The following is a 15,386-nucleotide window of genomic DNA, read 5'->3' on the forward strand; positions in this document are numbered from 1 at the left end:
GGCGCATGTCGCCCCGCGCAGGTGAGCCAGATCGGGATCAGCGCCACGTCGGCCGGGGAGACCGAGGTACGGACCCGTCCGTACGAGCGCCGTGCGCCGGTGGCCGCGGGTGCGGGCGCCTGCTGCGGCGTGCCCGCGCCGGTCTGTGCGAGCCACCGCTGCCGATCGGCGATGAGCCGCTCGGCCTCGGCCGGACGGTGGGCGCCGACCGACGCAGGACATGACGGCGTGCACGTCGTCGAAGGCGTAGAACGGCGGGTCGGCCCGCGCCGACGGTGACAGCCGAGCACTCCCGGCGCGCGAACGGCGACGGGTGCTCCTCGGCGGGGTCAACCGCCGGGAGTGCTCGACGACCTCCCGGTCGAGGGCGGCGGGTGCTCGGGCGGGATCTCGTACGACTCGGGTGGCGGCTCCATCCGGGCCACCATCAGCGCGAGCCGTGCGCAGACCCTTTTGATCTCCTCATGCGTGCTGTCGCGTTCGGCGATGACGGCCGCGAGCAGGAGAGCCGTCAGCGCCGTCGTGCCGTTGAAGGCCTGGAGCGTGACCATATTGGCGAAGACGTCGTCGCCGACGAAGGGGCCCCGGTCGCCGGCGGCAGCCAGAATCGCGAGCGTCGACACCATGAGCGCGCACGGCGCCGCGCCCGCAAGCCGGAATCGGAAGGCCGCCCACATCAGGAACGGCGACACGAGGAAGAGCAGGCTCGAGTGGGGCGTGCGCGTCGCCAAGAGCGTGGTGAACAGCGCGCCGAGCGCCAGCGCCACCGCTTCGAACCAGCGGCCGGGCCCGGCCCGCGACGGCCACCGGGCCTTGCGCAGCACCAGCAGGAAGGGTGTGACGACGAGGATTCCCATCGCGTCACCGGTCCACCACACCGACCATGTCGGCCAGAAGTCGCTCGGATCGAGCGCTCCGGAGAGGACGAGGGCGCCGCTGCCGATGGTCGAACTGATCAGCATCCCGGCGAGCGCGCCGAGAAAGACAAGTGCCAGTACGTCCCGCAGGCGGTCCAGCTCGTTCCTGAATCCGGCTCTGCGCAGCATCAGGCAGGCACAGACCGGCGCGAGGGTGTTGCCCACGGTGATGGCCAGTACGGAGAGCAACGACGGCCCGAGGAACACATTGACCACGAACGCACCCAGTGCGATGCCCGGCCAGACCCGCATCCCGAGCATGAGCAGCCCGGCCAGTGCGACGCCGGTCGGCGGCCACAGAGGGGTGACCTGGTCACGCACCAGCTGCTGAAGAAGGCCGACCCGGGCGGCCCCGTAGTAGACGGCGGCGACCGCCAGGACGCCCAGGGCAGTGGACCCGTAACGACCGATCTCTGCACTCCGCACGTCAGCAGTCTGCGCTCAGATTTCGCCACCTGCGACCTCAGCGACGGCCGTCGGTCAGCCCTGCTCGTGCGGGCCGTCGTACCGGGCTACGAGGACCGCGGCATCGTCGCGGTGTCCCGTCAGGTCGGCCACTTTCACGACGGCCGAGGCCAACGTGTCGGGATCGGCGTCGAAGCCCGCGCGCACCAGTGCGGCCACCTCGGCCAGACCGGACTCCATCGGATAGTGCGGACCCTCCACCACTCCGTCGGTGAGCAGCACGAGCACGCCCGCCTCTGTCAGGCGCCGGTGGGTCACCGGATAGCGCTCACCCGGCACGATGCCGAGCGGCGGCCCACCGCGGTCGAGGGCGATGCCGTGGCGGCCTCCGGCCGTGGCCCAGACCATCGGGACATGGCCGGCCCTGGAGACCGTCAGATCGCGACTGGCCGGGTCGAAGCGCAGGAAGCAGCACGTCGCGAAGAGGCCGCTCCCCATGGCGATCATCAGATCGTTGGCGCGGCCCAGTACCTCCCGGGTGTCGCTCGTCGCCTGCGCGAGGGCGCGCAGGCTGGTACGCACCTGGCCCATGAAGGCGATGGCCTCCACATCATGACCCTGCACATCGCCGATCGTGAGCCCCAGTGACCCGTCGTGCATGACGAAGGCGTCGTACCAGTCTCCGCCCACGTCCAGGCCGTCCCGTGAGGGCGCGTACCTGGCGGCCAGGCGCAGTCCGGGCAACTCCGGAAGCCCGGGCGGGAGCATATGGCGTTGCAGAGCCACGGCCAGCTCGACCCTGGCCCGCTGGTTCTCGATCCGTTCCAGGGCCTGATCGACGAGCTGCCCGAGAGCGACCAGAAGTTCCTGCACGCCTTCGGGCGGCTCGGAACGGTGTCCGCGCATCACGGCTCCCGGCTCTCCCACACACTCCTCACCTCACCCTAGCCGCCGCTGCCGCCTGCCTCCACAGGGGTGAAACCGCAGGCCGGAGAGGGTGCCGCGGGTGTCGTGCCGACGGATGCCGGGCTCTGTCGGCCGGGGCGGTGCCGTCCCGGCGGGCAGACGACCTCGCCCTGGACCGACGTCCGCTCGGCCACCCAGCGCCGGGACCCGTCCCTCCCGGTCTCCGAGTCCCGACCGCATCCCGCACCGAAGGCGGCGGAGTCCGGAACTCCGGGGGCCCGGATCACGACTGACTTGTCATGGATGCAGACCATCGGCAAGGACAGCTCCTGCGCACCACGACAGCGCGGCGGGGAGGGAACGGCGTCCTGGTGAAGTCCTCCGGCTTCCTCCTTCTGCTCGCTCTGCTCTTCGCCGTCTCCTACGCGGCCGGCCGGCTCGTGGGGCCGGTCCCGCCCGAGTTGCGCCCGGGCTGGAGCCCACCGCGGGACGAGACGGGGCAGCACGGCGCGGGACTGGAGCGGAAATGAACACCGACACCGCGGAGTTGGTGGCGACGGACCTCGCCATCGGCGGCATGACGTGCGCGGCCTGCGTGGCCAGGGTGGAGAAGCGGCTGAGCCGCATCGACGGAGTGAGAGCGGGGGTCAACTTCGCCACCGGCCGCGCCCGCGTGCTGCATCCGCCGCTCGTGGAGGTCACCGAGCTGGTGGCCGCGGTCGAGAAGGCCGGGTACACGGCGGAGCCGGTCGGCGAGGGGACCACGGCATCGCGGGACGCCGGGGCCGAAGCCGCGGACGACGCCGACCGGCTCGTCCGGCTCGTGATCGTGGCCGCGCTCTCCTTGCCGGTCCTGGTCCTTTCGATGGTGCCTTCCTCGCAGTTCCACAACTGGCAGTGGGTCTGCTTCCTGCTGGCCACGGCGGTGGCGCTGTGGGGCGCCGAGTCCTTCCACCGCAACGCGCTGCGGGGGCTCAGGCACGGCACGGCGACCATGGACACGCTCGTCAGTCTGGGCATCGTCGCCTCCTACACCTGGTCCGTGTACGCGCTGTTCCTGGGGGACGCCGGAGAACCCGGGATGCGGATGCCGTTCTCGCTCACGGCGGATGCGGGCGACGATCACATCTACCTCGAAGCGGCGGTCGGAGTGCCGCTGTTCGTCCTCACCGGGCGGCTCCTGGAGGACCGGGCACGGCGGTGGACCGGATCCGCGCTGCGGGCCCTGGCCGAACTCGCCGTCAAGGACGTCACCGTCCTCGACGATCCGCCGTCCGCGGCGGACGGCGCCCCCGAGCGGGAGCGGCTCATCCCGATCGAACAGCTCCTTCCGGAGCAGCGGTTCCTGGTGCGCCCTGGCGAACGGGTCGCCACCGACGGGGTGGTGGTCCGCGGCCGTGCCGCCCTCGATCTGTCCATGCTCACCGGGGAGAGCGTTCCCGTGGACGTGGGCCCCGGCGACCGGGTGATGGGCGGGACCCTCGACATCGGCGGCAGCCTGGTGGTGCGCGCCACCGCCGTCGGGGCCGACACCCAGCTGGCCCGGATCACCTCGCTGGTCGCCGACGCCCAGGCGGGCAAGGCACGGGCGCAGCGCCTCGCGGACCGGGTCGCGGGGGTCTTCGTACCCGCCGTCATGGCGCTGGCCGGCGCCGTCCTCGCGTTCTGGCTCGGTGCCGGCGCCACCGCACTGGGGGCGGTCACCACCGCCGTGGCCATCCTGGTGGTCGCCTGCCCGTGTGCGCTGGGGCTGGCCACGCCCATGGCGCTGCTCGCCGCGACGGGCCGCGGTGCGCAGCTGGGGGTGCTGTTCAAGGGGCCGGAGGTGCTGGAACGGCTCCGGCAGATCGACACCGTGGTGATGGACAAGACCGGCACGCTCACCACCGGACGGATGCGGCTGCTCTCGGTCGTCACGGTGCCCGGACGGGACGAGGACGAGGTGCTGCGGTCGGCCGCGTCCGTCGAGCGGCTCTCCGAGCATCCGATCGGCCGCGCGGTGACGGCGGCGGCCCTGGAGCGCGACGACGCTCCCCTGCCGGCCACGTCCTTCCTCGCGACCACCGGGACGGGCGTGGAGGGCATGGTGGACGGGCGCCTGGTGCGGGTGCTGCGCCCGCAGGCGGCCGGGGACCTGCCGGCCGTGCTGCGGGCGGAGCTGGACCGGGCCGACGCCATGGGCCGTACGGGCGTGGTGGTGGAGGTGGACGGCGCCGTCGCCGCCGTGCTCGTCCTCGGCGACACGGTGCGGCCGGGCAGTCTCCGGACGGTGCGGCGGCTGCGCGCGATGGGCGTCAGCACGGTGCTCCTCACCGGTGACGGACGGGGGGCCGCCTACGCGGTCGCCGGCGAACTGGGCATCGAGGAGGTCCACTTCTCGGCCTCGCCGGAGCGCAAGGCCGAGGTGGTGGAGGAGTTGCGCAGGGCCGGACGCACCGCCGCCGTGGTGGGTGACGGGGTCAACGACGCGGTGGCGCTGGCCCGTGCCGAGTTGGGCATCGCGCTCGGCACGGGCACGGACACCGCGATCGGTGCGGCCGGTGTGACGCTGGTGAAGGACGACATCGAGGTCGTGGTGGACGCGCTGCACCTGGCCAGGCGGGCCCTGGCCGTCATCCACTCCAACCTCACCTGGGCCTTCGCCTACAACGGTCTGCTGATCCCCGTCGCGGCGGTCGGACTGCTCAATCCGATGCTGGCCGCGCTGGCCATGTCGGCCAGTTCGCTCCTCGTCGTCGCCAACAGCCTGCGGCTGCGGACATGGCGCCCCTCGACGGAGGGCCGCGACGAGGCCGGGACGGTGCCGAGCGGGACGGTGCCGGCCGTGTCGGTGCCGACCGGGACGGTGCCGAGCGGGACAGTGCCGGCCGCGTCGGTGTCTCCTGCCCTCAGGCCTGCTCGGGAAGGAGCCCCTCCTTCAGGGCGGTGACCACCGCCAGTGTCCGGTTGGGACTGTTGAGCTTGGCCAGCACGTTCGCCACGTGCCGTTTGGCGCCGTGCTCGGAGATGCCGAGCCGGCGGGCGATCTGTTTATTGCTCAGACCGTCCGCGACGAGGGAGAGAACCTGCTGCTCCCGGGGTGTCAGGGAGACGGGGCGCGGTGATTTGACCGTTCCCCTGTCCCGCACCTGGGACAGCAGTTCCCGGGCGAGAGTGGACGGCATGGAGATCTCTCCGTCGGAAATACGGCGGATGGCGTCGTCGAGGGTATTTCCGGTCAGCTCCGACTGGATGAGAAATCCGTCCACCGGGAGACACGCGGCCCTGGCAATCATGTGCTGCGCGGCGCTCTCCAGCAGAAACAAAACCTTCACGCCACGTCCGGCCACTTCTCGAAGCGACTCCTCATGTACGTCCAGATCACACTCCGTACAGGACATGATGATCACGTCGACCGGTATTCGGTCGAGGCTATTCGACAGTGCGTCAAATGAATCGGCTTCGACCAGACATCGCATGTCGATTGCCGAGAGCATGGTCTTGAGACCCAGCCGGGCCATCTCGTTGGGGACGACGAGCGCGATGTCGGGCGTCTTCGTGGAATTGTGCCGGTAGTCCTGGGGGGTGGTGTGAGTTGCCTGCGTCACGGCTCTGACTCCTTGGCTACTTACCGGCTGCGGTGCCGCCGGGGATGGGCGGTTGTATGGCAGTTCTGGAGAGCCGTCGTTCGCGTGGAGGGCGGGGCGGAACCTCCGAGACGGCACGACGGCGAAACGCATGCGCCCGGGGATTCACCCCCGGTCCGCTGCGATTCGCCGATCCGGTCTCCTACTACGCGGTGCTAGTAGACGCGGACGACAGTAGCCACGAAAGCACTGCCTAGCAACGCCGCCAACGGACTTCCGGAGCCGACCGATTGGTTTTCGCCACCTGCGTCCGGCCGCGCCGAAGCGGCCCCTCTTCTCGCCACGACAGAAGGCCACGCTCGCGGCCGCACCGATCGGGCACCCCCACACGAGCCCCCCGGAGGAACTGCCGGGGCCGGGATCATCCACCTAGCCTGTCGCAGTATGCCTGAATTCACAGGGAAGGAAACGCCGCTATGACAGTCCGCCATGAGGGGAATATTCAGACATCAATCCCCCAAGCCATGAGCCGGGCGGCCGAACACGGCGGGTCGCTTTCCATCCTGGACGGTTCCATGCGCGTCACCCGGTTTTCCTTACAGGAACTTCACGAACGCTCGACACGGGCCGCCGTGGGTCTGCGGCACGCGGGTGTCGCCCCCGGCGACCGGGTCTGCGTCATGGCCCCGACCTCCCCGATGATGCTGATCAATCTGTTCGGTCTCTGGCGGCTCGGTGCCGTGCCGGTCGTCCTGCCGCACGAACAGCGCGGCGACGGCGCTCAGGCACGCGGTCTGCTCGTCGGCCGGTCGGCCGTCGCCGGGGCCACCGCTGTGATCACGGACCGCCCGGAGTTCGTACGGGGCGTGGGGCTGCCGGATGTCCGGGTTCTCACCCTCGACGCCGCCTCGGCCGGCGGCCCCGCTCCCGCGCCGCCGATGCCGGAGGCCGATCAGCTCGGCATGCTGCAGTTCACCTCGGGCACGAGCAGCACGTCCAAGGCGGTACCGGTCCGGCAGGGGCAGTTGATCGAGAACGTGCGGTCCTGCATGGAGACGCTGGAGATGCGCCCGGGTCACACCTACGTGAGCTGGCTGCCCTTCTACCACGACATGGGGATCGTCTCCGTGGTCGGACTGGTCTCGCAGGGTGTGCACACCGTGGTCATGCCCACCGAGAACTTCCTCGGCCGGCCGTCGTCCTGGCTGGCGACGGTGAGCGCGTGGCGTGCGGAGATCACCGCCGCGCCCAACTCCGCCTACCGGCTCGCGGCCAGGGCCCAGCAGCTGCGGCCCGCGGAGCTGGACCTGTCGTGTCTGAAGGTCGCCATCAACGGAGCGGAACCGGTCACCGCCGACATCGTCGAGGAGACCCTTCAGATCCTGGGCAAGAGCGGAATGCCCGCCGGAAGCCTCTGCCCGACCTACGGCATGGCCGAGACCACGCTCGTCGTCAGCGCCGACTCCGCGGGCTCCGCACCGCGCGTCCTGGATCCCCAGGAGGTGCCGAACGGCGGCGACCACCCGTTGCCGGCCCGGCCGCTGGTGTCCTGCGGCCGGCCGCTCGCCGGGACGACGGTCACCATTCACGGGCCCACGGACCAGGAGCTTCCCGACGGGCACGTGGGCGAGGTCCAGGTGCGCGGCCCCGGCGTCACCGACGGCTACTGGACGGGCCCCGGCCGGCCCCTCGACGGCCAGGGAAAGCTGGCCGACGGGCGGATGCGCACGGGCGACCTCGGGTTCCTGCACGAAGGGGAGCTGTACATCTGCGGCCGGGCCAAGGACATGATCATCGTGGCGGGTCGCAACCTCTACCCGGAGGACTACGAGATCGCCGCCGAGGCGGTCCCCGGCGTACGGGCGGGTCATGTGATCGCGTTCTCGCTGCCGGACACGGAGCGGATGGTCGTCGTCGCGGAGGGGGTCGGCGGCGAGGAGTCCCTGGACCGGCTGGGGCGCGAGCTCTTCGACGTCCTGCGCACCACGGCCCAGCACGCACCCGCGGAGGTGCTGATCGTGCGCCCGGCGACCCTCCCGAAGACCTCCTCGGGCAAGAAGCAGCGCGGGGTGTGCCGTGAGCTGTATCTGGCCGGGGACCTGGAGGTCGTCCGCACGGTCCGCTGACCCGGCCCGACCGAGCCGGCCAGGGCCTGGCCGGACCGCTCGGCCCCACGTACGAAACCGGCGGGGCGCCGTCCGAGGAGGACGGCGCCCCGCCGGGCCGTGTCCGTGAACGCGCCGGGTCAGCGCGGATCGTCCACGAACGTGCTGGCGACATGGGCGGCGAGCGAGACCAGCTCATCCGTCGCCCGGACGTAGCGCAGCAGCGTCGGCAGATGCCCGGTCACCATCAGATCACCGTCGAGCATGCCCTCGATCGGATCGATCTCGCCCCGGATGACCCCCTTCCAGGAGGAGTACGGGGCCCGGATCACGAAGGTCGAGTCCTTGGCCTTCTCCTCGCCCGTGTCGTACTCGGCCCACTTGCACTTGCCGCCGCCGAACTCGGTGTGACACCAGATGTCGGCGGGAACCCCGCTCTCCGCCTCGGCCTCGAAGACGAAGGCGATCTCGGCGTCGAACGTGCTCGCCGCCTCCTCGAACTCCTCCGAAGCATTGATGCGCTGGACATACGACTGCAGCCATTCGGTGCTGGGAAAGACGCTCACGAAGTCCCCTCGGTCTCACACGGTCCCGTACGGTCTCGGTCTCGTTTCTAGCGCCGGCGGGCGCTCCGTCCACAGGGCCAACGGGACGTCCGTGCCACAGCACCACCGGCGACGCCGATCGGCCACTCCGAACGGACGTCCGGCGAGGCACGAACGACGCTCCGAATCAGCGCTGTGCACGGAGGACCGCTGCTCCCAGAGTGACTTCATGTCCACCATCGAGGTCCAAGGCCTCTACAAGGCGTTCGACGACGGCACGGTCGCACTCGACCACGTCGATCTCGAGGTAAGTGCCGGCGAGGTGTTCGGCTTCCTCGGCCGCAACGGTGCCGGCAAGACCACCACGGTCAGAGTCCTGGCCACTCTCATCAGGCCGACATCCGGCGAGGCCCGCGTGCTCGGGCTCGATGTCGTCAAACAGCGGTCCGAGGTGCGCGACCGGATCGGTCTCTCGCTCCAGCAGGCGGCACTCGACCCGCTGATGACCGGGCGCGAGCATCTGAACCTCATCGCCTCCCTGCGCCGCATGAGCAGCAAGGAACGCAAGGCACGCGTCGACGAGCTGCTGGCCTCCTTCGGCCTGACCGACGTGGCGGACCGGCTCGTCGCCGCGTACACCGTCGGCATGCGGCGTCGGCTGGACGCCACGCTCGCCCTGGTCCACCGGCCCGAACTGCTCTTCCTGGACGAGCCCACCACCGGGCTCGACCCGCAGAGCCGGCGGGCGTTGTGGGCCTTCGTCCGGCAGTACCGCGCGGACGGCGGCACGGTGTTCCTCACCACGCAGTATCTCGACGAGGCCGACGAGCTGTGCGACCGGATCGCGATCCTGGACAAGGGAAGGGTCGCGGTCACCGACACTCCGGAAGGGCTCAAGAAGGGCATCGGCGGCAAGGTCCTCCAGCTCACCGCGGCCTCGCCCGAGGCCCGCGGCACCGCGGCCGGAGTGGTCGGCGAGGCGGCCTGCCACGAGGACGACGGCGTCCTGAGCATCGACCTGTCCGGCAAGGAGGATCTGATGCCCGAACTTCTGGCCCGGCTGCGCGACGCCGGGGTTGCGCTGGACGGGACGACCGTCGCCGACCCGACCATCGAGGACGTCTTCGTCCGGCTCACGGGTGAGTCCCTGGACAGCAAGGTCGCACACGAGAGCGCGGTCTCGGCGGCGGCACTCGGCCGGACCATCGGAACCCAGCAGGGAGGAATGTGATGTCCGCTGCCTCCGGTACGACGACACTGCTCGTCCGCAATCTGCGCGAAGGGGTGCGGAGCCCCGTCATCGCGTTCGTCTTCCCCGTGGTCTTCCCGCTGTTCCTCATCACGCTGGTCGCGTCGAGCTACGAGCGGATGGCCTTCATCCCCGGCTTCCCGGTCACGCCGTACGCCGCCTACATGGCTCCGGGGCTGCTGCTGTTCACCGGCATGATGGGCTCCGGATACTCGGCGACGGCGCTGGTGCTCGACGCCCAGAGCGGTTTCCTGGACCGGCTGCGCCTGCAACCGGTGCGCCCCACCGCACTGCTGCTCTCCCGGCTGCTCTTCGACGCGATCCGCGTCGTGCCCGCCGTCCTCGTCGTCCTCGTCGTCAGCGTGCTGCTCGGCGCCCGGATCGAGCAGGGTGCTCTAGGGGTCCTGGGCCTTCTGCTGCTGTGCTCGCTCTGGTCGGTGGCGTACGGCGGTTTCTTCTACATCGTCGCCCTGCGCACCCGCAATCCGCAGGCCCCGCTGGCGATGGCTCCGCTCTCGGTCCTCCTGTTGTTCGCCAGCCCGGCGGCGGCGCCGCCGCTCCTGCTCCAGGACTGGCTCGCCGCGCTGACCCGGTGGAACCCCTTCACCTATGTCATCGAGGGCGTCCGTGCGCTGATGACCGGTCCCACGAGCGGCACGGTCACCGAGGCCCTGCTCAAGGCGGTCGCGGTCCTGATCGGCATGACGCTCGTCACCCAGCTGTTCGTCATCCCCGCGTTCGCCCGCCTGGTGGAGGACTGACCCGGTGTGCTGAGCGCCGGGACCGCGCACCGAGATTCGAGAGGAGTTGTGCGCACATGCTTTTGTACTGCTTCCCGCACGCCGGGGGCGCCGAGTCGCTGTACCGCGCGTGGGCGGAGGAGCTGGCCCCGGACGCCGAGGTCCGGGTTCTCGGGCGCGGCAGCCGGCCGAGCACGGTCGCGCCCGCGGCTCCGGTGACCGCGCTCGCCTCCGCCCTCGCCGACCGGCTGAGGGCGGAGAACGGCCCCTTCGCGTTCCTCGGCCACAGTCTCGGCGCCCTGATCGCCTTCGAGACGGCCAGGGAACTGCGCTCGAAGGGCGCGCCGGGACCGCACACTCTCATCGCCTCCGGTCACGTGGCACCCCATCTCCCCTCCCCGGGGCCGGAGTTGGCCGACCTGCCGACCGTGAAGTTCTGGGAGGAGGTGCGCCTCCTGGGCGGAACCCCGCCGGAGCTGATGGAGAGCGAGGCCCTGCGCGAGGTGGCCGAGCCCGGTCTCCGGGCCGAGTTCCGGGCGGCGGAGGGCTACCGATACTCCCCCGGGTTGCCGCTGGACTGCCCGGTCCTGGCCCTGGCCGGCACCGAGGACGACCGGGCGCCCGCAGAGCTGATGGCCCCCTGGCGGATGCACACGACGGGCGACTTCGAGCTCCAACTGGTCCCGGGCGGGCACTTCTTCATCGCCGAGAACACCGCGTGCGTCCTGGATTCCGTCCGCTCCCGGCTGACGGCCGCCGTGCGCTGATCCGGCGCAACCGGCGTGTCCGACGCACGAAGAGGCCCTGTCTCCTCCGAGGAGACAGGGCCTCTTCCGGTGCTCCGGCTGGTGCGCTCCCGGTGACAGGGACTCAGATCTGCGGGGTGCGCGAGGTCAGGACGTAGGAGGCCTCCACGCGGTACGTGCCCTTGTTGCCGCCGCCTCGGTCGACGTTGACGTCGGCGGACCGGACGACCTTCAGGTAGAGGCCGTCCTCCTTGTCGAACCACACGTCGGCTACGGCGTCACCGTCGAGACCGTCGCCCTTGACGTAGCTGTCGATACGGACGTGATGGGCACCGCGCTTCTCGCCGCCGACGTCCACCGTCTCGTCGCCGACGTATTTGATCACGATCCGCGCGCGGTTGCCGTGAGCGACGCAGATCGTCTCCTCCTTCCCGCCGGGCTTCACCGCGGCACCGCCGACCTGGACCATCGCGGGATTGCACTTGTGGGCCTCGTCGCCCTCGATGCCGGCGAAGCTCACCTTCTGCATGTGCGCGAGACACAGGTACTCGTTCTTCCCACTGCACTGGCGGTGCGCGTCGACGTGTTCCTCGATCGGGGCGAAGTACAACTCCCATACGCAGCCGCCGCCATGGTGCACCCGCGCGTAGCTCTCCTTGGGGAAGGGGCGTTCATAGCTGTCCCCCGCGTAGATGATGGAGTCCTTGCCGTCCGTCTTGTACGTGTAGACACCGGCGGCCGGCACCGTGAACCCCTTGATCGCCTTGTTCGGGGACACCGGGGCCTTGATCTGGCCGAGTTCGTCGCGGAACGCCTTCGGATGCTCCCGGTAGATGCTCAGCGCCTTGCTCAGCGACACCGGTGTCCCTTCCGGGCTGATGGCCTCCGTGCGGTTCGCGATGATGAAGGCACCGGCCGCGATGAGAACGGCCAGGATGGGAATGATCCGAAGCAATGTCCGGCCGAAACTCCGCTTCGGTGAGGGCCCTGTCACAGTCGCTCCTTTGGCAGACGGTATTCCCCTGCACACTCGCGGGCGTTCCCGGTGCCGCACAGCCCAGCAGGGCGCAGCCGAAGGGCCCCACCTCACGTCCCCCTCGAACGGACACTGCTCCACGTCACCAGCTGCCCGGCCGACCCGGGTGTCCTTCGGGTCTCGTGGGCCTGCCTCCCGGACAGGGAGGGTGGCCCGCGACAGGCACGTGCAGGGACGCTTCGCCGAATGGCACTCCGAAGGGGATCCAGTGAATCCGACCAGCAGCGGACACGTCGGCATCGGCGTGGTGGACCGTGAGGTCCTGCTCTCCCTTGAACCCGCACAACGGCTCGGCACGATCAGCGACTACCTCTGCGATCGCTATGCGGCGATCACCGACAGGGAGCGGCCGTCGGATCCGGACGAGCAGCTCTTCCTGGAGTCGCTCCACGCGACCGAGTTCCAGCTCACCGTCGAGTCCGAGCTGGGCGTGTCGGTCTCGCTCGCCGACCTCGTCGAGGCACCGAGCCCGCGTGCGCTCGCGGAGGCGATCGATCTGAGGCTGACCTCCCCCGACGAGGCCCTCGTGGAGGGGGCTGACGGTCCGGCGCTGGTTCCGGACCCCGGTGGGTTGCACGAGCCGTTCGGGCTGACGGACGTGCAGCACGCGTACTGGCTGGGCCGCTCGGGTCTGTTCGAGCTCGGTGATGTGTCGACACATCTCTATCTGGAGCTGGAATCGGAGGACTTCGAGCCCGAGCGCGGGAACACCGTCCTGCGCCGGCTGGTCGCACGTCACGACATGCTGCGCGCGATCGTCCGCCCGGACGGACGCCAGCAGATCCTCGACACCGTCCCCGAGGCGTCCATCGCCTACCAGGACCTCTCACAGCTGAGCGACGAAGAGGCCGAGGCCGAGATCACCGCCGTACGGGACACCCTGTCCCACGAGGTACGGCCGGCCGACCAGTGGCCGCTGTTCGAACTGCGCGCACAGCGCCTGCCCGGCGGCACCACCCGCCTCCACCTCAGCCTGGACATGCTCATCGCCGACGCCGCGTCGGTCCGCATCCTGCTCACCGAATGGGCAGCCCTCTACGCCGACCCCGACACGGTCCTCCCCCCGATCGGACTGTCCTTCCGGGACTACTGCACCGCCACCACCGGCCTGGAGAACACCACCGCCCGCAACTACTGGACCCAACGCCTCCACACCCTCCCGCCGGCACCCGAACTGCCCACGCTCCCGATCCCCCCGGGCACCCCGACCCGCTTCACCCGCCGCACCCACACCCTGCCCGCCGACCAGTGGGCCCGCCTGAAGAACCAGGCACACCAACGCGGACTCACACCCTCCGCACTCCTCTGCGCCGCCTACGCCGAAACCCTCGCCACCTGGGCGAAGGAACCCCACTTCACCCTCAACGTCACCATCGGCGACCGCCTCCCCCTGCACCCCGACACCGAACACCTCATCGGCGACTTCACCAACCTCATCCTCCTGGAGACCGACCACCGGACGGAGGGCTCGTACACCGAGCGGGCGGGGATGTTGCAGCGTCAGCTCTGGCGGGATCTGGAGCACCGTGCGTTCGGCGGGGTGCGTCTCATCCGTGAACTGGCCCGGGAGCACGGGCCCGCGCGGGCCGCGATGCCCGTCGTCTTCACCAGCGTCCTCGGATACGAGATGCCGGGGTCGCCGGGCCGGCCGGTTCGGGGTCTCGGCCATGCGGTCGGCGCGCTGTCGCAGACGCCGCAGGTCCATCTCGACTGCCAGGTGGTGGAGCAGGACGAGGCCCTGGTCGTGAGTTGGGACGCGGTCGAGAAGCTGTTCCCGGCAGGTGTGCTCGACGACGCGTTCTCGGCGTACACGGCCTTGCTCGGTGCTCTCGCCGAAACGCCGGACACCTGGGATCTGACGCATCCGGTCTCCGCACCCGCGGCTCATCTGCGGGTCGTCGAGGCGGTGAACAGCGTCGTGGCTCCTGTGCCCGAGGGTCTGTTGCATGAGCCGGTGTTCGCCCAGGCCGCCCGGACTCCCCACGCCACCGCCGTCATCACACCCACCCGCACCCTGACCTACGCCGAACTCACCGACCACGCACTCCACATCGCCCAAGGACTACGCGCCCACGGCGTCCGACCCGGCGAACTCGTCGCCATCAGCATGCACAAGGGATGGGAACAGATCGCAGCCGTCCTCGGCATCCTCCACGCCGACGCCGTCTACCTCCCCATCGACCCCGAACTCCCCCACGAACGCATCACCTACCTCCTCACCCACACCGACACCCGCACCGTCCTCACCCAACCCGACACCACCACCAGCATCGACTGGCCCACCACCATCACCCCCCTCACCGTCCACGACAACGCCCCCTGGTACCACACCCCCACACCCCACACCCCCACACGCACCCCCAACGACCTCGCCTACGTCATCTTCACCTCCGGCTCAACCGGCCAGCCCAAAGGCGTCATGATCGACCACCGCGGCGCCCTCAACACCATCCACGACATCAACAACCGCACCCAACTCACCCCCCACGACACCATCCTCGGAATCTCCAGCCTCTCCTTCGACCTCTCCGTCTGGGACATCTTCGGCACCCTCACCGCCGGCGCCACCCTCGTCCTGCCCAACCCCGGAACCCAACGCGACCCCCACCACTGGAACCACCTCATCACCCACCACCACATCACCACCTGGAACTCCGTCCCCGCCCTCTTCGAACTCCTCACCGAACACCGAAACCAAAACAACACCCCCACCAACACCACCCTCAAAACAGCCCTCCTCTCCGGAGACTGGATCCCCCTCACCCTCCCCCAACGCGCCAAAAACACCTTCCCCCACCTCCAACTCCACAGCCTCGGCGGCGCCACCGAAGCCTCCATCTGGTCCATCCACCACCCCATCACCACCACCCCAGAAGAATGGACCAGCATCCCCTACGGAAAACCCCTCACCAACCAAACCATGCACATCCTCGACCACCACCAAAACCCCCGACCCCCCTACACCACCGGACACATCCACATCGGCGGCACCGGCGTCGCACTCGGCTACTGGAAAGACCCCCAAAAACCGGCAACGCCTTCACCACCCACCCCCACACCAAACAACGCCTCTACAAAACAGGCGACCTCGGACGCTACTGGCCCGACGGAACCATCGAATTCCTCGGCCGCGAAGACCACCAAGTCAAAATCAACGGCTACCGCATAGAA

General features: G+C 69.9%; 12 protein-coding genes. 7 read left to right on the forward strand and 5 right to left on the reverse strand.

Annotated elements, in window-relative coordinates:
- Positions 1-329: 329 nt before the first annotated feature.
- Both OG259_RS05760 and OG259_RS05765 read right to left on the reverse strand, forming a co-directional pair.
- Positions 330-1,343, reverse strand: coding sequence for an MASE1 domain-containing protein (locus OG259_RS05760; RefSeq protein ID WP_328941201.1), 1,014 nt, complete (start codon positions 1,341-1,343; stop codon positions 330-332).
- A 54-nt stretch (positions 1,344-1,397) separates the two neighbouring features.
- Positions 1,398-2,228 (reverse strand): PP2C family protein-serine/threonine phosphatase, encoded by an 831-nt coding sequence (locus OG259_RS05765; protein WP_328941202.1) that lies wholly within the window; start codon positions 2,226-2,228, stop codon positions 1,398-1,400.
- A gap of 299 nt (positions 2,229-2,527) precedes the next feature.
- On the opposite strand from OG259_RS05765, the gene OG259_RS05770 reads away from it, so the two are divergent.
- Together OG259_RS05770 and OG259_RS05775 are read left to right on the forward strand one after the other, a co-directional pair.
- Complete coding sequence (locus OG259_RS05770) at positions 2,528-2,758, forward strand: hypothetical protein (RefSeq protein ID WP_328941203.1); 231 nt, start codon at positions 2,528-2,530, stop codon at positions 2,756-2,758.
- Complete coding sequence (locus OG259_RS05775; protein ID WP_328941204.1) at positions 2,755-5,157, forward strand: heavy metal translocating P-type ATPase; 2,403 nt, start codon at positions 2,755-2,757, stop codon at positions 5,155-5,157. Before OG259_RS05770 ends, OG259_RS05775 begins: the two co-directional genes overlap by 4 nt.
- Here the strand turns inward: OG259_RS05775 and OG259_RS05780 are convergent.
- The gene (locus tag OG259_RS05780; protein WP_328941205.1) at positions 5,117-5,815 is read right to left on the reverse strand and encodes a response regulator transcription factor; all 699 of its coding nucleotides are present in this window, start codon (positions 5,813-5,815) and stop codon (positions 5,117-5,119) included. The genes OG259_RS05775 and OG259_RS05780 overlap by 41 nt on opposite strands.
- A gap of 503 nt (positions 5,816-6,318) precedes the next feature.
- Between OG259_RS05780 and OG259_RS05785 the strand changes: the two genes are divergently transcribed.
- Complete coding sequence (locus tag OG259_RS05785) at positions 6,319-7,920, forward strand: AMP-binding protein (RefSeq protein WP_328941206.1); 1,602 nt, start codon at positions 6,319-6,321, stop codon at positions 7,918-7,920.
- Between the two features lie 119 nt (positions 7,921-8,039).
- Here the strand turns inward: OG259_RS05785 and OG259_RS05790 are convergent, their stop codons facing one another.
- On the reverse strand, positions 8,040-8,465 hold the full coding sequence (locus OG259_RS05790) for an SCP2 sterol-binding domain-containing protein (RefSeq protein WP_328941207.1): 426 nt from the start codon (positions 8,463-8,465) through the stop codon (positions 8,040-8,042).
- A gap of 208 nt (positions 8,466-8,673) precedes the next feature.
- On the opposite strand from OG259_RS05790, the gene OG259_RS05795 reads away from it, so the two are divergent.
- Genes OG259_RS05795 through OG259_RS05805 form a run of 3 tightly spaced genes read left to right on the forward strand, consistent with a single transcriptional unit; the run spans position 8,674 to position 11,200 of the window.
- The gene (locus OG259_RS05795) at positions 8,674-9,675 is read left to right on the forward strand and encodes an ABC transporter ATP-binding protein (protein ID WP_328941208.1); all 1,002 of its coding nucleotides are present in this window, start codon (positions 8,674-8,676) and stop codon (positions 9,673-9,675) included.
- Complete coding sequence (locus tag OG259_RS05800; protein ID WP_266899449.1) at positions 9,675-10,454, forward strand: ABC transporter permease; 780 nt, start codon at positions 9,675-9,677, stop codon at positions 10,452-10,454. The genes OG259_RS05795 and OG259_RS05800 overlap by 1 nt, the downstream gene beginning before the upstream one ends.
- A gap of 56 nt (positions 10,455-10,510) precedes the next feature.
- Positions 10,511-11,200, forward strand: coding sequence for a thioesterase II family protein (locus OG259_RS05805; RefSeq protein ID WP_328941209.1), 690 nt, complete (start codon positions 10,511-10,513; stop codon positions 11,198-11,200).
- A gap of 103 nt (positions 11,201-11,303) precedes the next feature.
- Here OG259_RS05805 and OG259_RS05810 read toward each other — a convergent pair whose 3' ends face one another.
- Positions 11,304-12,173 carry a hypothetical protein gene (locus OG259_RS05810; RefSeq protein ID WP_328941210.1) on the reverse strand — a complete coding sequence of 290 codons (870 nt, stop codon included), beginning with the start codon at positions 12,171-12,173 and terminating at the stop codon, positions 11,304-11,306.
- A gap of 250 nt (positions 12,174-12,423) precedes the next feature.
- On the opposite strand from OG259_RS05810, the gene OG259_RS05815 reads away from it, so the two are divergent.
- Complete coding sequence (locus OG259_RS05815) at positions 12,424-15,384, forward strand: AMP-binding protein (protein WP_328941211.1); 2,961 nt, start codon at positions 12,424-12,426, stop codon at positions 15,382-15,384.
- The last annotated feature ends 2 nt before the right edge of the window (positions 15,385-15,386 follow it).

Origin of the sequence: Streptomyces sp. NBC_00250 (assembly GCF_036192275.1) — a bacterium.
In the GTDB taxonomy this organism is placed as follows: domain Bacteria; phylum Actinomycetota; class Actinomycetes; order Streptomycetales; family Streptomycetaceae; genus Streptomyces.

Excerpts from the sequence above, each read along its gene's own strand:
- OG259_RS05765 (WP_328941202.1), bottom strand. The coding sequence starts at position 2,228 with ATGCGCGGACACCGTTCCGAGCCGCCCGAAGGCGTGCAGGAACTTCTG.
- OG259_RS05770 (WP_328941203.1), top strand. The coding sequence starts at position 2,528 with ATGGATGCAGACCATCGGCAAGGACAGCTCCTGCGCACCACGACAGCG.
- OG259_RS05775 (WP_328941204.1), top strand. The coding sequence starts at position 2,755 with ATGAACACCGACACCGCGGAGTTGGTGGCGACGGACCTCGCCATCGGC.
- OG259_RS05785 (WP_328941206.1), top strand. The coding sequence starts at position 6,319 with ATGAGCCGGGCGGCCGAACACGGCGGGTCGCTTTCCATCCTGGACGGT.
- OG259_RS05795 (WP_328941208.1), top strand. The coding sequence starts at position 8,674 with ATGTCCACCATCGAGGTCCAAGGCCTCTACAAGGCGTTCGACGACGGC.
- OG259_RS05800 (WP_266899449.1), top strand. The coding sequence starts at position 9,675 with ATGTCCGCTGCCTCCGGTACGACGACACTGCTCGTCCGCAATCTGCGC.
- OG259_RS05805 (WP_328941209.1), top strand. The coding sequence starts at position 10,511 with ATGCTTTTGTACTGCTTCCCGCACGCCGGGGGCGCCGAGTCGCTGTAC.